Origin of the sequence: Pseudomonas sp. WS 5079 (assembly GCF_012985465.1) — a bacterium.
In the GTDB taxonomy this organism is placed as follows: domain Bacteria; phylum Pseudomonadota; class Gammaproteobacteria; order Pseudomonadales; family Pseudomonadaceae; genus Aquipseudomonas.
In genome coordinates this window covers 67,429-89,066 of the sequence record NZ_JAAQWN010000002.1, presented here as the reverse complement: position 1 = coordinate 89,066, position 21,638 = coordinate 67,429, and the positions used below count along the sequence as shown (strand labels likewise).

The 21,638-nt window shown below is 62.0% G+C and carries 23 protein-coding genes; 9 read left to right on the top strand and 14 right to left on the bottom strand.

Translation table 11 applies throughout. The features are described from left to right. Positions 1–23: 23 nt before the first annotated feature. The 6 genes from HBO05_RS04900 to HBO05_RS04875 form a co-directional block, all read right to left on the bottom strand. On the bottom strand, positions 24–1,367 hold the full coding sequence (locus HBO05_RS04900; protein ID WP_172311921.1) for a HAMP domain-containing sensor histidine kinase: 1,344 nt from the start codon (positions 1,365–1,367) through the stop codon (positions 24–26). 64 nt (positions 1,368–1,431) lie between these two features. Further along, entirely contained in the window at positions 1,432–1,893 is a 462-nt protein-coding gene (locus HBO05_RS04895) for an LTXXQ domain protein (RefSeq protein ID WP_169954692.1), read from the bottom strand. A 216-nt stretch (positions 1,894–2,109) separates the two neighbouring features. After that, positions 2,110–2,787, bottom strand: coding sequence for a response regulator transcription factor (locus tag HBO05_RS04890; protein ID WP_172311919.1), 678 nt, complete (start codon positions 2,785–2,787; stop codon positions 2,110–2,112). Between the two features lie 7 nt (positions 2,788–2,794). After that, the gene (locus HBO05_RS04885) at positions 2,795–3,202 is read right to left on the bottom strand and encodes a translation initiation factor 2 (RefSeq protein WP_169954694.1); all 408 of its coding nucleotides are present in this window, start codon (positions 3,200–3,202) and stop codon (positions 2,795–2,797) included. A 106-nt stretch (positions 3,203–3,308) separates the two neighbouring features. Beyond that, positions 3,309–3,608 carry a YciI family protein gene (locus tag HBO05_RS04880; RefSeq protein ID WP_169954695.1) on the bottom strand — a complete coding sequence of 100 codons (300 nt, stop codon included), beginning with the start codon at positions 3,606–3,608 and terminating at the stop codon, positions 3,309–3,311. A 1-nt stretch (position 3,609) separates the two neighbouring features. Next, positions 3,610–4,206 carry a septation protein A gene (locus HBO05_RS04875; protein WP_169954696.1) on the bottom strand — a complete coding sequence of 199 codons (597 nt, stop codon included), beginning with the start codon at positions 4,204–4,206 and terminating at the stop codon, positions 3,610–3,612. A gap of 87 nt (positions 4,207–4,293) precedes the next feature. Here HBO05_RS04875 and HBO05_RS04870 point away from each other — a divergent pair, with 87 nt between their 5' ends. The 8 genes from HBO05_RS04870 (at position 4,294) to arfB (ending at position 12,228) form a co-directional block, all read left to right on the top strand. Then, a complete protein-coding gene (locus HBO05_RS04870; RefSeq protein ID WP_172311917.1) occupies positions 4,294–5,157 on the top strand; it encodes a PHP domain-containing protein in 864 nt (287 codons plus the stop codon). 13 nt (positions 5,158–5,170) lie between these two features. Further along, positions 5,171–5,800 (top strand): L-threonylcarbamoyladenylate synthase, encoded by a 630-nt coding sequence (locus tag HBO05_RS04865; RefSeq protein WP_169954698.1) that lies wholly within the window; start codon positions 5,171–5,173, stop codon positions 5,798–5,800. Between the two features lie 120 nt (positions 5,801–5,920). Next, the gene (locus HBO05_RS04860) at positions 5,921–6,619 is read left to right on the top strand and encodes a ScpA family protein (RefSeq protein ID WP_170041961.1); all 699 of its coding nucleotides are present in this window, start codon (positions 5,921–5,923) and stop codon (positions 6,617–6,619) included. A gap of 12 nt (positions 6,620–6,631) precedes the next feature. Further along, a complete protein-coding gene (gene scpB, locus HBO05_RS04855; protein ID WP_172311915.1) occupies positions 6,632–7,552 on the top strand; it encodes an SMC-Scp complex subunit ScpB in 921 nt (306 codons plus the stop codon). 180 nt (positions 7,553–7,732) lie between these two features. Then, positions 7,733–7,924 carry a DUF1289 domain-containing protein gene (locus HBO05_RS04850; RefSeq protein ID WP_172311913.1) on the top strand — a complete coding sequence of 64 codons (192 nt, stop codon included), beginning with the start codon at positions 7,733–7,735 and terminating at the stop codon, positions 7,922–7,924. 143 nt (positions 7,925–8,067) lie between these two features. Continuing rightward, entirely contained in the window at positions 8,068–9,306 is a 1,239-nt protein-coding gene (gene rluB / locus HBO05_RS04845; RefSeq protein WP_057960500.1) for a 23S rRNA pseudouridine(2605) synthase RluB, read from the top strand. Positions 9,307–10,335: 1,029 nt separating this feature from the next. After that, positions 10,336–11,757 (top strand): amino acid permease, encoded by a 1,422-nt coding sequence (locus tag HBO05_RS04840; RefSeq protein ID WP_170041911.1) that lies wholly within the window; start codon positions 10,336–10,338, stop codon positions 11,755–11,757. Between the two features lie 57 nt (positions 11,758–11,814). Then, the gene (gene arfB, locus HBO05_RS04835; RefSeq protein ID WP_057439984.1) at positions 11,815–12,228 is read left to right on the top strand and encodes an alternative ribosome rescue aminoacyl-tRNA hydrolase ArfB; all 414 of its coding nucleotides are present in this window, start codon (positions 11,815–11,817) and stop codon (positions 12,226–12,228) included. On the opposite strand, the gene HBO05_RS04830 is transcribed toward arfB, so the two are convergent. The 5 genes from HBO05_RS04830 to HBO05_RS04815 form a co-directional block, all read right to left on the bottom strand. Next, positions 12,225–13,424, bottom strand: a complete 1,200-nt coding sequence (locus HBO05_RS04830; RefSeq protein WP_169955368.1) for an MFS transporter — start codon at positions 13,422–13,424, stop codon at positions 12,225–12,227. The two genes, arfB and HBO05_RS04830, sit on opposite strands and share 4 nt — an antisense overlap. Positions 13,425–13,542: 118 nt before the next feature. Beyond that, positions 13,543–13,725, bottom strand: coding sequence for a hypothetical protein (locus tag HBO05_RS04825; RefSeq protein ID WP_169955367.1), 183 nt, complete (start codon positions 13,723–13,725; stop codon positions 13,543–13,545). Positions 13,726–13,799: 74 nt separating this feature from the next. Beyond that, positions 13,800–13,928, bottom strand: a complete 129-nt coding sequence (locus HBO05_RS29205; protein ID WP_262376940.1) for a hypothetical protein — start codon at positions 13,926–13,928, stop codon at positions 13,800–13,802. Between the two features lie 151 nt (positions 13,929–14,079). Continuing rightward, complete coding sequence (locus HBO05_RS04820) at positions 14,080–14,670, bottom strand: HD domain-containing protein (protein WP_169955366.1); 591 nt, start codon at positions 14,668–14,670, stop codon at positions 14,080–14,082. A 27-nt stretch (positions 14,671–14,697) separates the two neighbouring features. Then, positions 14,698–15,009, bottom strand: a complete 312-nt coding sequence (locus HBO05_RS04815; protein ID WP_170041913.1) for a DUF962 domain-containing protein — start codon at positions 15,007–15,009, stop codon at positions 14,698–14,700. A 172-nt stretch (positions 15,010–15,181) separates the two neighbouring features. Here HBO05_RS04815 and HBO05_RS04810 point away from each other — a divergent pair, with 172 nt between their 5' ends. Then, a complete protein-coding gene (locus tag HBO05_RS04810; protein WP_169955364.1) occupies positions 15,182–16,243 on the top strand; it encodes an AraC family transcriptional regulator in 1,062 nt (353 codons plus the stop codon). Here HBO05_RS04810 and HBO05_RS04805 read toward each other — a convergent pair. The 3 genes from HBO05_RS04805 to HBO05_RS04795 all read right to left on the bottom strand — a co-directional run bounded on the left by HBO05_RS04805 (position 16,200) and on the right by HBO05_RS04795 (position 21,473). Beyond that, entirely contained in the window at positions 16,200–17,654 is a 1,455-nt protein-coding gene (locus tag HBO05_RS04805; RefSeq protein WP_169955363.1) for a TrkH family potassium uptake protein, read from the bottom strand. The two genes, HBO05_RS04810 and HBO05_RS04805, sit on opposite strands and share 44 nt — an antisense overlap. A 262-nt stretch (positions 17,655–17,916) precedes the next feature. Continuing rightward, complete coding sequence (locus HBO05_RS04800) at positions 17,917–19,260, bottom strand: imelysin family protein (protein ID WP_169955362.1); 1,344 nt, start codon at positions 19,258–19,260, stop codon at positions 17,917–17,919. 161 nt (positions 19,261–19,421) lie between these two features. After that, positions 19,422–21,473, bottom strand: a complete 2,052-nt coding sequence (locus tag HBO05_RS04795) for a bifunctional diguanylate cyclase/phosphodiesterase (protein WP_169955361.1) — start codon at positions 21,471–21,473, stop codon at positions 19,422–19,424. Between the last annotated feature and the right edge of the window lie 165 nt (positions 21,474–21,638).

The window sequence follows — 21,638 nt, the reverse complement described above, 5'->3', positions numbered from 1 at the left end:
AGAAGGGCCATCATAGAAGATCTTCAGGGGTGGGCTGCAATCCCCGGTTGCAAGGGCAAGTCCAGGGTGGCGATAAAACCGCCGTCGGGATGATTGGCCAGGGTCAGGCTGCCGCCATGACGCTCGGCTGCCCGGCGGGCGATGGCCAGGCCCAGGCCATGCCCCTGGGCGGTTTGCCCGGGGGCGCGGTAAAACGGCTCGCCCAGCTTTTGCAGGTGTTCGGCATCCACGCCCGGGCCATGGTCGCGCACGCTGATCACAATGCGTTCGCCTTCACGCTGGGCGCGCATTTCAATTGGCTGGCTGGGCGGGGTGAAGCGCAGGGCATTGCGCAATAGGTTGTCCAGTGCCCGCTCGATCATATGTGGCCAGCCCTTGAGTGTCAGCGCCGGGTCGGCGTGAAGCTGTACTTCCTGGTCCGGGGCGCCGAGTTGGGCGTCCTTTTGCAGGGTCCTGAGCAGGATATTGAGGTCGATGTCTTCGGCGCTGGCGTTGTCGGCATCCACCCGCGCCAGGACCAGGATTTCGCTGATCAACGCTTCCAGGCGATCACATTCCAGGGTCAGACGTGGCCAGAGTTTTTCCCGTGCCTCGGGGGTGGCCCGTTCGGCCAGGGCCAGGGCGATCCGCAGGCGCGCCAGGGGCGAGCGCAGTTCGTGGGACACATCGCGCAGCAATTGCCGCTGGCTGCCGATCAGGCTTTGCAGGCGTGCGCCCATGCGGTTGAAGTCGGTGGCCAGCACGCCAAATTCATCGCGCCGGTCGGCCAGGCGCGCCAGGCTGTTTTGCTGGTATGTGGCCTGGCCCAGATCATGCACCGCTCCGCGCAGGCGGCTGAGGGGACGGGTGATCGACAGGGTCACCAGCAGGCTGAACAGGGTCAGCACCACCAATGCAATCGCCAGGGCACTCAAGGGCCAGAGCAGGCTGCTGCGGTGCCAGGCATCCAGCTCCGGCAGGGCGATGCGGTAGATCAGCAGGTAGGTGTCGCCGGTTTTTTCGCTGGTGTACTCGGCTGTCAGGCGGCGCCAGGGCAGCCGGCCCTCGTGGCTCTCATGCTGTCGCGCTTCGAAGGCGGCGGCACGGCGCGGGAAGGTGCCACGCACCACCGGGTCGCCGCTCTCGTTGAGCACTTGTACATCGACGTGGTACTGGCGCTTTCGCTGTTGCAACAAGTCCTGGGCGGCGTCCTCGCCTTGGGTTTCGTAACGCTGGGTCCATTCTTCGGCCAGGTTATTTAGGCCGGGATGGCGGCTGAGAATCCAGGCGTCCTGGTTGAGCATATGCCCAAGCAGGATCGACAGCCCGGCAACCAGGGCGATGGCCAGCCAGAAACTGGCAAGGATGCGCCAGAAGAGTGAACGCACAGGAAACCCTCAAACAGGAAAAGCCCAGTGGCACGGGCCACTGGGCTGGGAGGTTGCTAACGCATTATTGCGCTTTTTGCGGTTGTTGCGCTTTCCAGGCCTGGAACTGCTGCCACTCGGCTTGGCGTTCGGCGCGTTTCTTCGCCATTTCGTCGAACTTCTTCTGCTGGTCAGGCTTGAGCAGGGCGCGGATATCCGCCTGGGTTTTCTGCTTGGCGGCGGCCATTTCGTCGTTCATGGCTTTCTGCTCAGCAGCTGGGAGTTTGTCCAGGTACTTCTTGACCAGTTGCTGGCGGCCTTCGCGTTGTTCGCCCATCAGTTTGCCGATCTGCTGGCGCTGTTCGCGGGTCAGGTCGAGCTGGCTGAAAGGGCCGCCTTTGCCGCGCATGCCGTGTTCACCGCCGTGGCCCGGGCCACCCATCATGTGGCCTGCAGGGCCGCCCATCGGGCCTTGGCCTTCTGGCATGGCCATGGCGACGGTAGGCAGGGCTGCGGCGAACATCAGAGCGATAAGGGTCTTGCGCATGGTGTTTCTCCTTGTCTCGGTTCCGGTGATTCCGGATGTGAGTAGATTACGAAGATCAAGGTCAGCGGCGGTCAGGGGAGGGTAAAGCTTGGGTAAAGACAGATTGGGCGGGCACTTACAAAACAGGTAGGAGCCGGCTTGCCGGCGATGGCGTCCGTTGGATCAGCGTATGACTCAAGGGCCTCATCGCCGGCAAGCCGGTTCCTACAGGGGATTTCAGGGGGTGTAGTAGTAGCCACGGCTGCGCAGTGCGACGATCCGCGGGCGGCCGTCGGCATGCGGGCCGATTTTCTTGCGCAGGTTGCTCACGTGCATGTCCAGGCTGCGGTCATACAGGGTCAGCTTGCGGCCCAGGGCGATCTGCGCCAGTTCCTGCTTGTCCAGGGGCTCGCCCGGCTGGCGCAGTAAGGCTTCCAGCAGGCGGCTTTCGGACAGGGTGAGGGTCAGTTCCTGACTGTCGATGATCACCACGCCACGCACCGGGCTGAAGCACAGGTCGCCCAGTTCCAGTTGGGTAGACACCGCCGTCGGGTGGCTGCGGCGCAATACGGCCCGCAGGCGGGCGGTCAGTTCGCGGGGGTCGCAGGGTTTGGCCAGGTAGTCATCGGCGCCCAGTTCCAGGCCGAGGATCCGGTCCAGGGGCTCGCCCCGGGCCGAAAGCATCAGTACCGGCAATTCAGGGTGGTCGGCGCGCAATTGCTTTAGCAACTCCAGGCCGCTGCCATCGGGCAGCATCACGTCCAGCACCACGGCCGCCGGCGCGGCGTCGGCCAGGGCTTTGCGCGCACTCACGCCGTCATGGCAAGCACGCACATGGAAACCTTCCTGGCTCAACCAACTGGTCAGCAGCTCACAGAGCTCCTGGTCATCATCTATCAGTAACAGCTCGCTCATGACTCACTCAATTTAGCCATTGTCGACGGCGCCGATGCCCGCCACTGGCGAAGATACCGCACAGCAGGGCAACCAGCGCAACTCCTGCGCCAATCACGAACCATTGCTGCTGGTCGGTGAGCCAACGTGGCAGGGCGCCACCTTGCGCGTCCTTGAGTTGCTGGGCCAGGCGCTGATTGTCCTGGCGCAGCCGGCTCAGTTGCGCACTTTCGCGGGCGGCATCGGCAGTTTGCAATTGTTTGCTCAGTTCTTCGCGCAGGCGCTCGCTTTCTTTCAAGCGTTGCTGCAACTCGGTGATCTGGCTGCCGGCACTCAAGGACAGGGGCGTGGAACTGCCGGTGTTCGAGGTTTCTTCAGCCTGGGCCGTAGCCCCGATCGTTAACACTGCCAACAGACACAACTGACGTAAGCGCATCGGAACTCCTGATTCCACACGAATATTCAGAACGTTGTCGGCAGGTTACCGAGAATAATGAGCGATTAGACGTTTGCCGAACCCAATAGGTTCGGCGTCACCTGAATCAAGGCAGGACTTGCTTGAAGGGTTTGATCACGACATCGGCATAGGCGCCGGCTGCAACATACGGGTCGGCCTTGGCCCAGGCCTGGGCATCGGCCAGGGAGGCGAACTCGGCGATGATCAGGCTGCCGGTGAAGCCGGCATCTCCCGGATCATTGCTGTCGACGGCCGGGTGTGGGCCGGCGAGCACCAAGCGCCCTTCGGCTTGTAGCGCCTTGAGGCGTTCCACGTGGGCCGGGCGCACGGACAGGCGTTTTTCCAGGGAGTTGGCGACGTCGGTGGCAATGATGGCGTAGAGCATGTCAGTCCTCGGTTTTTGGCGTGGTAGGGGCGGTGTCATGCAGGTGGCGCGACAGGTAGATACCCTGGCCGATCAGGAACAGGACGGTCATGCCCAGGCTGCCGAACACCTTGAAGTCGACCCAATAGTTCTGGAAGGTGAAGGCCACGAACAGGTTGGCGGCGCCGCAGAACAGGAAAAACACGATCCAGGCCACGTTCAAGCGTGTCCAGACCGGCTCCGGCAGGGTCAGCGCATGGCCCATGATTCGCTTGATCAGCAGGCGATCACCGATGAAGTGGCTGCCGATAAAGACCAGGGCGAACAGCCAGTTGACCACCGGGGCTTTCCATTTAAGGAAGGTTTCGCTGTGGAAGGCCAGGGTCAGGCCGCCAAATACCAGGCAGGCGATGAGGGTCAGCCATTGGCTTTTTTCGAGTTTGCGCTGGGAGATGAAGATGGCGCCGTAGACCACCACAGAGCTGACGATCAGGACGGCAGTGGCGCTGTAGATCCCCCCGAACGACAGCTCATGACCGGCGATATCGATGACCCTGGGGTCGAGTTTGGTAACGATGAAGAACAGCAACAGCGGGATGAAGTCGATGAATTGTTTCACAGTAAGAGCCAGAAGCTGGATGTGGCGGCATAATAACAAACATCCTTGGTAGCGTAAGCGCCAGCTGACTTGAGGTTACAGACTCCCGTGAATGTTGATTTGCACTGCCACAGCACGGCCTCCGACGGCGCCCTGGCGCCCGCGGTACTGGTTGCGCGTGCGTTTGAAAAAGGCGTGCGAGTCCTGTCGTTGACCGACCACGACACCCTTGAAGGCCTGGACGAGGCGCGTATTGCCGCCACGGCGCTGGGCATACAACTGGTCAATGGCGTCGAGCTGTCCTGCACCTGGGGCGGCGCAACCATTCATGTGTTGGGCTACGGTTTTGATGTCACGGCCCCGCCGCTGGTGGAGGCTATCGCCCGGTTGCACGATGGCCGCTGGCTGCGGTCCGAAGAAATAAGCCGCAAACTGGCGCTCAAGGGTATGCCCAATGCCCTTGAGGGCGCCCGTGCCATCCAGCAGGCGCTGGGTGACAGCGGCAACGCGCCGGCCCGCCCGCATTTTGCCGACTGGATGGTGCGCGAGGGTTACGTCAAGGATCGCGCCGAAGCGTTCCGCAAATGGCTGGGCGCCGGCAAGCTGGGGGACGTCAAGCTGCATTGGCCGACCCTCGAAGACACTGTGGCGACCCTGCGCGCCTCCGGGGCCTGGGTCAGCCTGGCGCACCCCTGGCATTACGATTTTACCCGCAGCAAGCGTCGCAAGCTGATAGGCGACTATATTCAAGCGGGTGGCCACGCCATCGAAGTGGTCAATGGGCATCAACCCGCCGAACAGGTTGGCAGCCTGGCGATTCTTGCCCGTGAATTTGGTCTGCTGGTCAGTGCCGGCAGTGATTTCCATGGCCCAGGCGGCTGGTCGGAGATCGGCGAATACCGCCCGGTCCCGGAAGACTTGCCGCTCCTGTGGGGGCGATTCAAGCATGACCCCATTACCGCCACTGTCTGAACAGGTAGAGAACGTGAGTCAATTTTTCCAGATTCATCCGGAAAACCCGCAAGCGCGGCTGATCAAACAGGCCGTGGAGATCATTCGCGCCGGTGGCGTGGTGATCTACCCCACGGACTCCTCCTACGCCATTGGTTGCCAGATCGGCGACAAGAATGCGGTGGAGCGCGTAAGACGCCTGCGCGACCTGGATAAAAACCACAACTTCGCGCTGATCTGCAGCGACCTGTCGCAGCTGGGCCTGTTCGCCAAGGTCGATACCGGCACCTTCCGCCTGCTCAAGGCCCATACGCCAGGGCCCTATACCTTTATTCTCAATGCCACCCGCGAGGTGCCGCGCCTGCTGCTGCACCCGAAGAAACGCACCATCGGCCTGCGGGTGCCGGAGCACCCCATCGCCCTGGCGCTGCTGGCCGAGCTGGGTGAGCCGCTGATGAGCGTGTCGCTGATCATGCCCGGCGAGACTGAACCGTTGGAAGACCCCTACGAAATGCGACAACTCCTGGAAAAACAGGTGGACCTGATCATCGACGGCGGCTTCGGCGGTGGTAAGGCGTCCACCGTGATCAACCTGGCCGACGGCGAGCCAGAGGTGATCCGGGTAGGCTGTGGCGATCCTGCACCGTTCATGGTCGAGGCCTGAATGTCGGCCGTGGAAACCGTCGACAGCCAGGCCGGTGCCCAGCAGGAACTGCCATTTGCCATGGTCTACGGCCAGGCCGTCATGGAAATGCCCCTGGACCTGTACATCCCGCCGGATGCCCTGGAAGTCTTCCTTGAGGCCTTCGAAGGCCCGCTGGACTTGCTGCTGTACCTGATCCGCAAACAGAACATCAATATCCTCGACATCCCGGTGGCGGAAATCACCCGCCAGTACATGGGTTATGTCGAGTTGATGCAGTCGGTGCGCCTGGAGTTGGCCGCCGAGTACCTGGTGATGGCTGCGATGCTGGCGGAGATCAAGTCGCGCATGCTGCTGCCGCGCTCCGAGACGATCGAAGCGGAAGAGGACGACCCCCGCGCCGAACTGATCCGCCGCCTGCAGGAGTACGAGCGCTTCAAGGCTGCCGCCGAAGGCATCGACGGCTTGAGCCGCGTGGGCCGTGACGTGGTGGTGCCCAAGCTCGATGCGCCGGAGGCCCGGGCGCGTAAATTGTTGCCAGATGTGAGCCTGGAAGAACTGCTGATGTCCATGGCCGAGGTGCTGCGCCGTGGCGATATGTTTGAAAGCCACCAGGTCAGCCGCGAAGCCTTGTCCACCCGCGAGCGCATGAGCGATGTGCTGGAGCGCCTGAAGGGCGGCGGGTTTGTGCCGTTTGTCGAGCTGTTTACCGCCGAAGAAGGGCGCCTGGGCGTGGTCGTGACCTTTATGGCGGTCCTCGAACTGGTCAAGGAGTCCTTGGTCGAGCTGGTGCAAAATGAGCCTTTTGCGGCTATCCACGTGCGGGCGCGAGCCGAATAACGAGCTGAATTGATGAATCTGACTGAACCTCGCGAACTGGCACCGCTGTTGGAAGCCTTCCTCCTGGCTTCGGGCAAGCCGCAATCGCTGGAGCGCCTGTTTGAACTGTTTGAAGAAGCCGAGCGCCCGGAACCGCCGGTGTTCAAGAAGGCCCTGGAAATCCTGCGTAAATCCTGTGACGGCCGCGCTTTTGAGCTGAGGGAAGTGGCCTCGGGCTATCGCTTGCAGATCCGTGAGAAATTTTCGCCGTGGGTCGGGCGCCTGTGGGAAGAGCGCCCGCAACGTTATTCCCGGGCGATGCTGGAGACCATGGCGCTGATTGCCTATCGCCAGCCCATCACCCGTGGCGAGATCGAGGATGTGCGCGGTGTGGCGGTCAACAGCCACATCGTCAAGACGCTGCTGGAGCGCGAGTGGATCCGCATCGTCGGCTACCGCGACGTACCCGGCAAACCGGCGATGTTTGCTACCACCAAGGTGTTTCTCGACCACTTCAACCTGAAAAACCTCGACGACCTGCCGCCACTGGCCGAGCTGCGCGAGATCGAGGCCGAACCGGTGCTCGACTTCGACGATGCCCCGGTGCCGCCCGGCTTGCAGGAACTGGCCGATGCCAGCGCCGAACCGGAGGAGCCGAAGGACGAGACCAGTTTCCATACCTTGCTGCTGGAGCTGGACGATATGGAGCAGGGGATCAAGACCGACTTTGATGACTTGCTGCGTGATGGGGCGGGCGCAACGCCGATGAACGTTGAAACGGCGCCTGCGGTCGAACCTGAGCCTGAGGAAGACATCCTGGGTGTGGCGGCCGCCCGCGAAAAACTGCTGGCTGCCGTTGCCGCCCTGGAACAACCCGAATTGAGCGAAGAAGAAGCCGAAGCCCGGGCACTGGCCGAAGCCATCGAAAACGAACGCCGCGAATTCGAAGACTGACCCGGTCTGCCCCCCCCCACATTGATGTGTTGTGTAGCCAAACTCGTGCTGCAAACGAGATCCCCTGTAGGAGCGGGCTTGCCCGCGATGGCGGTGTGTCAGCCAGCCTATCCGGTGCTGACCCAGCGCCATCGCAGGCAAGCCAGCTCCTACGGAAAAGCCCTGTGCCGTGAGGTAGTGATGAGCTCCACCAAAGACCCCTGCATCAGCCTCTGCAAATTCAGCGACGACATCTGCGTCGGCTGCGGGCGCAGCAAGCGTGAGATCCGGGCCTGGAAGAAGCTCGACAAGGTCGACAAGCGCGTGGTGCTGGCCGAAGCCGAGCTACGGCTGATCGCCCTGGGCGCCACCGGTCGGCGGAAAAGCAAATGAGCCGGCCCATATCGACTAGTCTCTGATGCGCAATGCGCGCCATGAGCGTATGATTCGCGACCCTTTGGCGATGCGTTCGCCCAAGACCCCAGTTTCAATACCTTCAGGCCACGCCTGAATCGACACACCGGGAGGTGCTTAAGATGAAAGACCAAGACCAGAACGACAGCCAGGAAATCGGCCCAGCCGGCGAGAAACTGCAAAAAGTCCTCGCCCGTATCGGCGTTGGCTCGCGCCGCGACGTAGAAGCCTGGATCACCCAGAAGCGCATCAAGGTCAATGGCGTTGAAGCCACCCTGGGCCAGCGCGTCGATCTGCATGACGCAATCACCATTGATGGCAAGGTCATCAAGCGTGAAGAGGCCGCCGAATCGGTGCGCCGCGTGATCATGTACAACAAGCCCGACGGCGAGATCTGCACCCGTGACGACCCGGAAGGCCGTCCAACCGTGTTCGACAAGATGCCCAAGCCCAAAGAAGGCCGTTGGATCAACATCGGTCGCCTGGATATCAACACCACCGGCCTGCTGATGTTCACCACCGACGGTGAGCTGGCCAACCGCCTGATGCACCCGTCCTACGAGATGGACCGCGAATACGCGGTGCGTGTACGGGGTGAAGTCGATGACGAGATGATCGAACGCCTCAAGGCTGGCGTGGTGCTGGAAGACGGCCCGGCCAAGTTCACTGACATCAAGCAGGCGCCAGGTGGCGAAGGTTTCAACCACTGGTACCACTGCGTGGTGATGGAAGGGCGTAACCGTGAAGTACGGCGCCTGTGGGAATCCCAGGGCCTGGTGGTCAGCCGCCTGAAGCGCGTGCGTTTCGGCCCGGTGTTCCTCAATTCGGACCTGCCGATGGGGCGCTGGCGCGAAATGAGCCAGTACGAAGTCGACATCCTCAGTGCTGAAGTCGGCCTGACCCCTGTGGCCATGCCGCAGATGAACGCCAAGAGCAAAGACAAGCTGGAGCGCATGCAGCGTAAATCGTCGCGCCCTGTGGCACGTACCGAGCGCGTTGCCCGTACTTTGCGCCCGGCGCTGGATGCACCGGCCACTGGCGGTCGTATTTCCCGTCAGCCGCAAATCGAGGGCGATCGTCGTCCGTCGGCTCCGGCCCGTCAGGATGGCGAGCGTGCACCGCGTACTCCGCGTCCGGCCGGTCGTGGCGAGGCGCCAACGGGCGGTCGCAGCAACCGTGGCGATACCGGCCGTGGTGCTCCGCAGACCGATCGTCCAGCCGAAGGTGCCAAGCGCCCAGCCAAGCCCGCGCCGAAAAAGCGCCCAGGGCTCAAACTGGTAGCTGATGAGCCGTCGGGCAAGCGCCGCGGTGCGCCGGCAGGCTCCGGCCAGCGCCCGGGTTTTGGGCGTAAGAAGCCCTAAGAGCAGCAGCAAGTTTTAAGCTTCAAGCTGTAAGAAAAAGCGCCAACCTGCGGGTTGGCGTTTTTTTTTGCACGCGGTGTGGCGAGCGGGCTTGCCCTAATGCCAGTCAGTTAAGCGCAGCCCCCCTGTAGGAGCGGGCTTGCCCGCGAAAGCAGTGGGTCAGTCAACATCAATGTTTGCTGGGTCGACGTCTTCGCGGCGATGCGGCGATCCGACAAGCCCGCTCCCACACGTGATCTGTGGTGGTGCCAACATTCTCTGCCCCAGTGAGATCCCCTGTAGGAGCGGGCTTGCCCGCGAAAGCAGTGGGGCAGTCAACATCAGTGTTTGCTGGGCCGACGTCTTCGCGGCGATGCGGCGATCCGACAAGCCCGCTCCCACACGTGATCTGTGGTGGTGCCAACATTCTCTGCCCCAGTGAGATCCCCTGTGGGAGCGGGCTTGCTCGCGAAAGCAGTGGGTCAGTCAACATCAATGTTTGCTGGGCCGACGTCTTCGCGGCGATGCGGCGATCCGACCAGCCCGCTCCCACATTTGATCTTCACTGCTTTGAGCATTGCGTTCGCTTAACTGATCGGCATTGGGGCAAGCCCGCCCGCCACGTGGGAGTCGGTGGAGCGTCAGAAATAGCTTCCAGTCTGTAACGATTGTTTTACGGGCGGGATGGGCCTAGGCGGGGCGCGCCCTCGATGGGCTTTTTCTGTAAAGAAAATCTTACGGATGGCCAACAATCTCCCCCAAAACCCTCCCTAACGGATCGAGCGGTGTACAATGCGCCGCGTTTTACTGTGACCCCCCTTGCGTATCCACGCAAAAGGCCTTCAAGGCTAGCTGCCTTGTTAATTCCGCCTGGCCATAAGCCGGACGGGTTCGATTTCGTCACAGATAAAAACAAACAGGTGACGCATGACCGTTAGAAAGACGCTGAACTCCTGGTGCCTGCGCTGGGGTTTGATCGGCGCTGCTTGAGTCGGTTTCAAAGCAGCATCGTGTATTGAACATCATCAAACCTTGCGTGAGACCCTTTTCATGAGTGGACCCAACTCGCATTCAGGCGAACTGAAGCGCGGCCTGAAAAATCGTCATATTCAATTGATCGCCCTCGGTGGCGCGATCGGTACCGGCCTGTTCCTGGGCTCGGCGGGGGTGCTGAAGTCAGCCGGTCCGTCGATGATCCTTGGTTATGCCATCTGCGGTTTCATTGCCTTTATGATCATGCGCCAGCTGGGCGAAATGATCGTCGAAGAGCCAGTGGCCGGCTCCTTCAGCCATTTTGCCCACAAGTATTGGGGCGGTTTCGCAGGCTTTCTGTCGGGCTGGAACTGCTGGATCCTCTACATTCTGGTGGGCATGTCCGAGCTGACCGCCGTCGGCAAGTACGTGCACTACTGGTGGCCGGAGATTCCGACCTGGGTCTCGGCGGCGGCGTTTTTCGTGCTGATCAATGTGATCAACCTGGCCAACGTCAAGGTGTTTGGCGAGGCCGAGTTCTGGTTTGCGATTATCAAGGTAGTGGCGATTGTCGGCATGATCGCCCTGGGCAGCTACCTGCTGGTCAGCGGTACCGGCGGGCCCCAGGCGTCGGTGAGCAACCTGTGGGAGCACGGCGGGTTCTTCCCCCATGGCGTTGGCGGCCTGGTGATGGCCATGGCGATCATCATGTTCTCGTTTGGCGGCCTGGAAATGCTCGGCTTTACCGCCGCGGAAGCGGACCAGCCACGCACCGTGATCCCCAAGGCGATCAATCAGGTGATCTACCGCATCCTGATCTTCTACATCGGCGCCCTGGTGGTGCTGTTGTCGCTGACGCCGTGGGACAGCCTGCTGGTGACCTTGAACGCTTCCGGCGATGCCTACAGCGGCAGCCCGTTCGTGCAGGTGTTCTCGATGCTGGGCAGCAACACTGCCGCGCATATCCTCAACTTTGTGGTACTGACGGCGGCGCTGTCGGTGTACAACAGCGGCACTTACTGCAACAGCCGCATGCTGCTGGGCATGGCCGAGCAGGGCGACGCCCCGGCGGCGCTGGCGAAGATCGACAAGCGCGGCGTGCCGGTGCGTTCGATCCTGGCCTCGGCGGCTGTCACCCTGGTGGCGGTGTTGATGAACTACTGGATCCCGCAGCACGCCCTGGAACTGCTGATGTCCCTGGTGGTGGCCACGTTGGTGATCAACTGGGCGATGATCAGCTTCTCGCACTTCAAGTTCCGCCAGCACATGGACCGCACCGCTCAGGTGCCTTTGTTCAAGGCGCTGTGGTACCCCTACGGTAACTATGTGTGCCTGGCGTTCGTGGTGTTTATCCTGGGAGTCATGCTGCTGATTCCGGGGATCCAGGTCTCGGTGTACGCGATTCCGGTCTGGGTGGCCTTTATGTGGGTGTGCTACGTGCTCAAGAACAAGCGCAAGGCGCTGGCCGACTTGAGTGCTGTATCCTCGCTGAACAACTAGCCCACCCTGTAGGAGCCGGCAAGCCGGCTCCTACAGGTGTCAACGGACCCGCTTTCCATGTTGGTGATCTCCAGTAACGTGCACCTGCCCGATGCCGAAATCGAGTTGACGGCCATCCGCGCCCAGGGCGCAGGCGGGCAGAACGTCAATAAGGTCTCCAGCGCCGTGCACTTGCGTTTTGATATCGGCGCGTCGTCGTTGCCGCCGTTCTACAAGGAACGCTTGCTGGCGCTGCGCGACAGCCGTATTACCAGCGACGGCGTGCTGATCCTCAAGGCCCAGCAGTACCGGACCCAGGAACAGAACCGCGCCGACGCCCTGGAACGCCTGGTGGAGTTGATCCTCAGCGCGACCAAGGTCGAGAAAAAACGCCGCCCGACCAAACCCACCCTGGGTTCGAAAAAGCGTCGCCTGGAATCCAAGACCAAGCGCGGCAGCATCAAGGCCGGGCGCGGCAAGGTAGATTTCTAGCCGGCGTTACGTTCGTCGCGGTATTTGGGGGCCTGGCGATACAGGTACAGGCTCAGCAGCAGCCCGGCGCAGGCCGCCAGCGCGGCAAACAAGAAGATCGAGGCAAAGCCGAAACCCGCCGCAATCGCCCCGGCCAGCGGCCCGGTGATCCCCAGTGACAAGTCGATAAACAACGAATAGGCACCCACCGCCGCACCACGGCTGGAGGCGGGTACCAGGTTGACCGCTTCAACCCCCAGCGCCGGAAACACCAGGGAAAACCCGAAGCCGCTCAAGGCCGCGCCCGCCAGGGCCAGCTCGGCATTCGGCGCCAGCCACAACAGCAACAGGCCAAGGGTTTCCACCGACAGGCAGGCAATCGCCACGCGAAACCCGCCGATCCGGTTGATCAAGTTACCGAACAGCAAGCGCGCGCCGATAAAACTGGCGCCGAACAGGCTCAGGCACAGCACCGCGTTATCCCAGTTCTGGGTCGCGTAATACAGGGTGATAAACGTGGCGATGGTGCCAAAGCCGATGGAGCCCAGGGCCAGCCCGCAGCCGTGGGGCAGCACGCGGCCGAGCACATGCATGAACGGCAGGCGTTCGCCCACCACGATGGGCGCCGCGACTTTCGGCCAGGCCAGCAACAGGCCCAGTACTGCCAGGGCAATGATGCTTGCGCCCATGCTCCACAGCCCGAACTGGCGGACCAGCAGCACCCCCAAAGGTGCGCCAATCGCCAGGGCGCCGTAGCTGGCGATACCGTTCCAGGAGATGACCTTGGCGGTATTCGTCGCGCCGACCCGGCCGATGCCCCAGCCAATGGAGCCCGATCCCACCAGGCTTTCGGCACTGCCCAGCACCAGCCGGCCAATCAGCAGGCTGGCCAGGCTCAGGGCCGGCAGATGGGTCAGGGCGGCGGATGCCAGCATGAACACCCCACTCAAGCCGCAGCCGGCCAGGCCGTACATCACCGCGCGCTTGCTGCCGCGATTGTCGATGATACGCCCGGCGTAGGGCCGGCTCAGCAGGGTGGCCAGGTACTGCACGCTGATCACCAGGCCCGCGATCACGGCACCAAAGCCCAGGTCGCTATGGACATAGCCCGGTAATACGGCCAGGGGAATGCCGATGTTCAGGTAGCCGATAAAGGTGAACAGCACGATGGAAACGACTTGCAGCGTGACCGCCATGGGGCGCTGGGTATCTGGCATGGGAAGGGTCCACTGTCGCGGCAGGAAAAGATAGGCTGCTTATGATACCGATGCTTTGCGCTGCACAGGGCATAAAACCTTCGGCGGCTGCATGACTGCGATCGCCGGCAAGCGGCTCCTACAGGGGGGCGGGGTTGAGCATGCGCGTGGTGACCAGCGCGGCCAGGGCGTTTTCCTGGGTGCCGAAGCGCTTGAGCAGCAGCGCCTGTTTTTCCGGGCTGAGGCGGCTCCACACATCGACCATTTGCAGGGCGGCGCCGAGTATCGCTTCATCGGGGGAATGCTTGGGAGTGTCGGGCATGTGGCGTGTCTCTTGATTCAGGCGGTGTGGAAAGCGCGCAGTGTCACGCTTTCCACACGGTCTGGGTACTGCGGTCAGTCGTCGCTATCGCTGTCGACCGGTGTTGCCTGTGCCGGTACTGGCTTGTCGCTGCCGGCCTGTTGCGGGGTTGGCTGCTCGGTCTCGTGCAGGCTTGGGAAGGGGAGATTGGGAATCTCGTGCATCGTCGTCGCTCCTCGCAAGGTCTGTTGTGGAATTGCAGATGTGCCGCGCTTTTCACAAAGCCTGGGCAGGATACAGCACTGCAAATGACAAAAAGACTTTTATCTCGGCAAATCCACGAACCATTTGCGCCAACACGCAAGTGACAAGAGGTCACACGCTGGCCTGGCGCTCCATGGCGGCCTTGTAGATCGAAGTCTTGGGCTGGGCGAAGACCCGCGCCAGCATTGGTTCGAAAAAGCTCAGGGGCAGGGTGGCATAGGCCGGGTCGAACGCGGCCGCGTCATAGCGGGCACAGAACTCAATGGTTTGCTCGTACTGCGGGTGTTCGCCAAATTGCTCGCGCAGGTGGCGATCCATGCCCAGGTGATGAAAAAAGTAGTAGCCCTGGAAAATCCCGTGCTTTTCCACCATCCACAGGTTCTGTGGGCTGACGAACGGTTTGAGGATAGCGGCGGCAATGTCCGGGTGATTGTAGGAGCCCAGGGTATCGCCGATGTCGTGGAGCAGCGCGCAGACCACATATTCTTCGTCGCGGCCATCGGCCCAGGCGCGGCTGGCGGTTTGCAGGGAATGGGTCAGGCGGTCCACCGGGAAGCCACCGAAGTCACCTTCCAGCAGCCGCAGGTGCGCGAGGATGCGCCCCGGCAATTGGCGGGCGTAGGCACTGAAGTCGGCGGCGATGATCGCCCAGTCTTCCTGGGTGCCGTCCTGCATATGGGTAAAGCGGGCCTGCTGGCTCATCGGCGGGTCTCTTATTGTTTGGGTAGGTTAGAACGGCACCTTGCCCAGGATCATGTCGCGATACATCACGAAATCTCCCAGCAGGCTGTAGAACGGATGCTGGAAAGTGGCCGGGCGGTTCTTTTCAAAGAAGAAGTGCCCGACCCAGGCAAAGCTGTAGCCGGCCACCGGCAGTACCCACAGCAGCCACCAGGCGCCTTTGCCGATGGCGAGCGCGAGAATAAAAATCACCAGGCTGGTGCCGATAAAATGCAGGCGCCGGCAGGTGCTGTTGCCGTGTTCGCTCAGGTAATACGGATAGAACTCGGCGAAGCTATTGAATTGTCTGACATTTTCCACGTTGGCCGGCCCTCTGGTTTTTGTTGTGCCCGACGGATGTTCGGCGGGGAGCTTATTTGAGTCTAGAGTCATCACAGGCAAGGGCCAGTGACAATAGACGCCACTTTAGTATCCTTGGGTTCCTGGCTGCGGTTTCAGCCGTCCCTTCATAGAAAGCGCGCAAGAAAACGCCATGAACGAACGAACGACTTCTGCAAGTTGGGCGATGGGGATTGTCAAGGCGCTGGAGCTCGAGGGCCTGGATTGCCGCGCCCTGTTCAAACAGCTGGGCCTGGATTACCGCGCCCTGGACGACCCCGACGCGCGGTTCCCCCAGGACTCCATGACCCGGCTCTGGCAGCGGGCGGTGGAGGTGTCGGGCAATCCGGCCATCGGCCTGAACATGGGCAAGGTGGTGCGCCCGGCGTCGTTCCATGTGGCCGGCTACGCCTTGATGTCCAGCAGCACTCTGGCTGAAGGCTTTACCCGGCTGGTGCGCTACCAGCGGATCATTGCCGAAAGCGCCGACCTGAGTTTCCGTCTGTTGCCCGAAGGCTATGCCTTGATCCTCACGGTGCACGGCGACCACCTGCCGCCCACCCGGCAAAGCGCCGAGGCCTCGCTGGCCTGCGCGCTGGCGTTATGTGGCTGGCTGACCGGGCGCACGTTGCAGCCGCGCAAAGTGCTGGTGCAAGGCGCTCAGCCTGCCGACCTGGAACCCTATAGACAGGCCTTTCATGCACCGCTGGTGTTCAACGCACCGTATGACGCGCTGATCTTCGAGCGGGCGGACATGGAAGCGCCGCTGCCCACTGCCAATGAAGCGATGGCGCTGTTGCACGATCGGTTTGCCGGGGAATACCTGGCCAGGTTTTCCGAGAGCCGCGTGACCCACAAGGCCCGCCAGGTGCTATGCCGGCTGCTGCCCCAGGGCGAACCCAAGCGTGAGGTGGTGGCGCAGACCTTGCACCTGTCCCAGCGCACTTTGCAGCGGCGTTTGCAGGAGGAGGGCACCAGCTTCCAGACCCTGCTCGACGACACCCGCCGCGAGCTGGCCGAGCAGTACCTGGCGCAGCCGAGCATGACCCTGCTGGAAATCGCCTACCTGCTGGGGTTTGCCGACCCGAGTAACTTCTTTCGCGCGTTTCGCCGCTGGTTCGATGCCACGCCCGGCGAATACCGGGCGCGGCTACTGGAAACTTCAGCGAATGTCAGTGCCGCCAGAACGCTGGCATACACAGCACAAACACCGTAATGATTTCCAGCCGGCCGAGCAGCATGCCCAGGGACAGGATCCACTTGGCGGCGTCCGGCAGGGTCGCGAAGTTGCCGGCCGGGCCGATGGTCTCGCCCAGCCCCGGGCCCACGCCGGAGACGGTACTGGCAGCGCCGGTCAAGGCAGTCATCCAGTCCACGCCCAGCAGCGACAGGGCCAGGGCGATCATGCAGATGGTGATGGCAAAGAAGAACGAGAAGGTCAGGATCGACCGCACGATTTCTTCGTCCAGGCGGTGGCCGTTGTATTTCTGCTTGATCACCGCCCTTGGGTGAATCAGTTGGTTCAAGTTGGCCTTGAGCAGGATATAGGCAACCTGGAAGCGGAAAATCTTGATCCCGCCGGCGGTGGAGCCCGAGCAACCGCCGACAAAGCCCAGATAGAAGAACAGCATCAGTGAGAAATTGCCCCACAGGCTGTAGTCGCCGAGGGCAAAGCCGGTGGTGGTCACCACGGACGTGACGTTCAGCGCCACATGGCGCAGCGCATCCAGCCAGTGCAGGTCGGTGGTCCACCAGTACCAGGTGCCGAGCACGACCCAGGTCACCAGCAGCATCCCGAGCAGGCCCTGTACCTGCTGGTCCTTGATCAGCGCCTTGCGGTTGCCGCGCAAGGTGGCGACATACAAGGCAAACGGCAGGCTGCCCATGATCATCACGACGACCGCCACCCAATGCACGGCAGGTTGTTTCCAGTGCGCCAACGACTCGTCGGACGTCGAGAAACCGCCCGTGGAAATGGCTGACATCGCATGGTTGATCGCGTCGAACAGGCCCATGCCGGCCCACCAGAAGCCCAGGCTGCCGAGGATGGTGATACCGACATAGGCCGCCACGATCAGCCGCGCCACCATATGCGAGCGCGGCATGACCTTCTCGGAGCGGTCCGAGGATTCAGTCTGGAACAGGCGCATGCCACCGATGCGCAGCAGCGGCAGGATCGCCACCGCCATGCCGATAAAGCCGATGCCGCCAAGCCAGTGCAGCATCGAGCGCCACATCAGAATGCCCGGCGACATGGTGTCCAGGCCACTGAGTACGGTGGCGCCAGTGGCGGTGATGCCGGACATGCTTTCAAAGAACGAGTCGGTGTAGCTGATGTGCTGGGTCAGCAAAAACGGCAGCGCGGCAAAGATACACACCACCACCCAACTGCTGACGGTCAGCAGGTACATGTCCCGGGGGCGCAGTTGCACCTGTTCCGGGCGCCCGGGGATCACCAGCGCCAGGCCGGCGATAAAGGTGATCATGCTTGCCCAGAGAAAGGACGGCAGGTCGCTGGTGCGGTCGAAAAACACCAGGGTCGCCATGGGCACGACCATGGCGACCGCGAGGGTAATCAGGAAGATGCCGATGATGAAACCAATGATCCGCAGGGTCGGCATTGCCATGAATTGCGCTCGGGTGACGGTTGGAGGCGCCATTCTACCTGCGGTGCAGGGCTTGTAAACCGGGGGCTGCAAAGGGCGGCGGATCTGATGTAGGACTTGGCTTAACAGGGGCGCTGGCTTGTGTGGGAGCTGGCTTGCCTGCGATAGCGGTGGGTCAGCCACCGCCATCGCAGGCAAGCCAGCTCCTACAGGGAAGAGGGCGACTGCAAACGATGAATACAAAAAAGGCGACCCGAAGGCCGCCTCATTCAAACCGCGCGGATCAGAACTCGTGATCAGCGTTGTCCGGGTTCAGGTCGCCGATGCCCAGTTTGCCAGCAGCTTGCTCGATAGAGCCGGTCTGCTTGACCAGGGCCGCGATGGCGTCGCGCACGATCTGGTTGCCCGCGGTGTTGCCGGCGGCGATCAACTGGTCGTAGTGCTCACCCTTGTTGGCGTGGTCGACAATGACCTGGATCTTCGCTTCGGTAGCCGCCAGGTCAGCCTTGAGGGCTTCATCGGCAGCCGGGTCGACCTTGGCCACCAGGGATGACAGGCTGGCGCCGGTCAGCTTGGTGCCGTCGGTGCGGGTGTACTCGCCCAGGTAGACGTTGCGGATGCCCTTGGCGTCGTAGAAGTGCGAGTAGTGCGTGTTGTCGCTGAAGCAGTCGTGCTCGTCTTCCGGCGAGTTGGCTTCCAGGGACACTTTCATGCGCTCGCCCGCCAGTTCACCCAGGGACAGGCTGCCCATGCCGAACAGCATCTTGCGCAGGCCGTCGGTGCCAGGCTCTGCTTCCAGGGTGGCGCGGTAGTTGTCTTCGACGTTGGGTTTCCAGTTGCCGACCATTTCTTCGAGGTCGCTGACCAGCAGTTGAGTCACGGCGCGCAGGTAAGTGCGGCGACGCTCGTTATGCCCACCGGTGGCGCCGTCGCCTTGCAGGTAGTCCGACGCTGGACGGTTGCCGGCGCCAGGGCCGGTGCCGTTCAGGTCCTGGCCCCAGAGCAGGAATTCGATGGCGTGGTAGCCAGTGGCGACGTTGGCTTCGGAACCGCCCAGCTCATTGAGGCTGGCAAGTTTCTCCGCAGTGATTTCCTTGACGTCGATCTTGTCTTCGCCGACCTGGATCTCGGTGTTGGCGATGATGTTGGCGGTGGCGCCTGGGTTGCCGAGAGCGTGTTCGTAGGATTTGTCGACATAGTCGATCAGGCCTTCGTCCAGCGGCCAGGCGTTCACCTGGCCTTCCCAATCGTCAATGATGGTGTTGCCGAAGCGGAACACTTCGCTCTGCAGGTACGGTACGCGCGCGGCGATCCAGGCGGTACGGGCGGCCTTCAGGGTTTCGTCGTTGGGGTTGGCAAGGAAGGTGTCGATGGCGGTCTGCAGGGTTTTAGCAGTGGACTCGGAGTCGCTGTATACCGCGAATACGATGTCTGCGTAGTGCGCGACGACCGCCTTGGCGGCAGCCTCGTCAACCTGGCCGGCGGTAGCGGCAGCCGTTGGAGCGGGAGTGCTGGCAGCTGGCGTTGGCGCCTGGGGAGCGGCGGCCTTGTCTTTACCCTCGCCGCAGCCGGCGAGAGAAATGGCGATGGCCAGCAGACTGGCGGTGGCCAGGGGCATACGAATCATGGCGAACATCCTGCTTCGGTAGTTGATCGGGGCGCAGTGCGGCGCGCAAAACTGCGACATAATGCGAAAGATTTGCATTTTCTGTAAAGAGTTAACGCAGTAAAAATTTAACATTCCAGCGCCAGCCGCCCAAGGCCGTGCCTTGGGTGGCCATCATGGCTTTACAGGATGGCAGCGTTATTGCGCTCGGCCTGTTTGAGATAGGCCGCCAACTCACGGGCGGGCAGGGGCTTGCTGTAGTGATAGCCCTGACCTTCGTGGCAGCCTTCGCTGATGATGTAGGCTTCCTGCTCGGGCGTCTCCACGCCTTCGGCGATGACTTGCATGCCCAGGCTTTTGCCCAGTTGGATGATTGCCCGCACGATGGTGGCATCGTCGTCGTCATCCAGCAGGTCCTGGACAAAGCTCTTGTCGATTTTGATTTTGTCCAGCGGCAGGCTTTTCAGGTAGCTCAGTGACGAGTAGCCGGTGCCGAAGTCGTCGATGGCAATCAGCGCGCCGGAGCGGCGCAGGCTCAGCAAGTGCTGGGCGGCGGTGCTGATGTCTTCCATCAGGCCGGTCTCGGTCACTTCCAGCTCCAGGCTGCGCGGCGGCAGGCGGTAGATCTGCAACAGGTTGTTGACCACCCGTGGCAGTTCGGCGTGGTGCAGTTGCACCGTGGACAGGTTGACCGCCATGCGCAGCTCGCTGAAGCCCAGGTCATGCCACTCGCGCAATTGCCGGCAGGCCTGGTCCAGCACCCATTCGCCAATGGGGATGATGGTGCCGTTCTGTTCCGCCAGCGGGATAAACAGGTCCGGTGGCACCAGCCCGTGTTCCGGGTGTTGCCAACGAATCAGCGCCTCGACCCCGACCACACGATGGTCGACATAGCTGATCTGCGGTTGGTACACCAGGTGAAACTGGTCGCGGCCCAGGGCTTCACGCAGGTCTTTTTCCAGTTCGCGGCGGCGGCGCATCTCGCTGTCGACACTGGCGATATAGAACTGGTAGCGGTTGCGCGAGCGGCTCTTGGCCAGGGTCATGGTCTGCTCGGCTTTTTGCAGCAGCTTCTCGGTGCTGTCGCCGTCTTCGGGAAACAAGGTGATACCGATGGTGGCGCGCAGGCGGATCTGTTCGTGGTCGAGGGCGAACTCGGCTTCCAGGTCATCGAGAATGCTTTGTGCCAGCTCGGCGGCTTCGTAGGGTTGCTCGATATCGGCCTGGACCAGGGCGAACTGGTCGCCACCCAGGCGGGCGAGGGCGCCGAGGCGACCACTGTGGGCGCGCAGGCGGTCGGCCAGGGCCAGCAGCAATTGGTCGCCGGCCTGGTAGGTGTACTGCTCATTGACACTTTTGAAGTCATCCAGCCCCACGCACAATACCGCGACCCGGCGTTGCCGGCGTCCGGCGTCGATCAGGATCTTGTCCAGTTGCTCCTGCAGCTTCTGGCGGTTGGGCAAGCCCGTGAGGAAGTCGTACTGGGCCATGCGCAGCAGGCTGTTTTCTGCTTCGTGGCGCAGGTGGGTGTTGCGTTCGATGGACGCCAGCAACTGGTTGGCGGTATTGATCCACAGCCCCAGTTCGTTTTTTTCGTGGCCCTTGAGCTGGGGGATCTTGTGCTCGCTGGGGCGGTCGGGGTTGATCGAACTGAGGTGGCTGATGATCCGCGACAGGGGCTTGGTCAGCAGCCAGTGATAGACCAGATACAACACCAGGCCCATGGCCAGGGCGCGCAGCACCCCGGAGATAAAAATGATCACCGAATTGACGATGAAGCCCTGGCCATAGGTGGCCGTGTCGAGGGTGATGCTCAGGTCGCCGTAATATTCGCTATAGGGCCCGCGCCCCACCAATGGGGTGGTGAAGGTGCGCTCCTGGCCAAGAATCACATCCGTCAGCCAGCGGCTGGGGGAGTGCTGCAAATCCCGGCTCTTTTCGGCGAGCATGGGCTCGTTGGGATGGCCAATGGAGGCCATGCGCACTGCATCATCCTGAAACAGGCCTTCGATGACCTGCATGCCCATCTCACGATCCAGGCTGTAGACGGCCTGGGTCGAGGGGTCGCGAAACATGTCGAGGATGCGCTGGGCATCGCCGGCCACGGCCTGGCGCGTCTTGTAGGCATCAAAGACGATCTGCGCCACGCTCAGTGCTACGCCCACAATCAGTGCCGACAAGAGCACCACCCGGAGCAACTTCACCGACAAGCTGTTTTTGAGTTCCAGCTTCAAAGGGTCATTCCTTGTTCCATGCGGGTAGCCTCAATATGCCATGAGTATTGGCAATCCCGAGATGGCAGTCAAAGGGACAATGCGCTGGGTAGCGTCTGGAGCCTAGTCGATGAAGGGCAGGAAGGCGGCGGGCGGATCTTGTCCGCCGCCCTTTTGCACTACTGG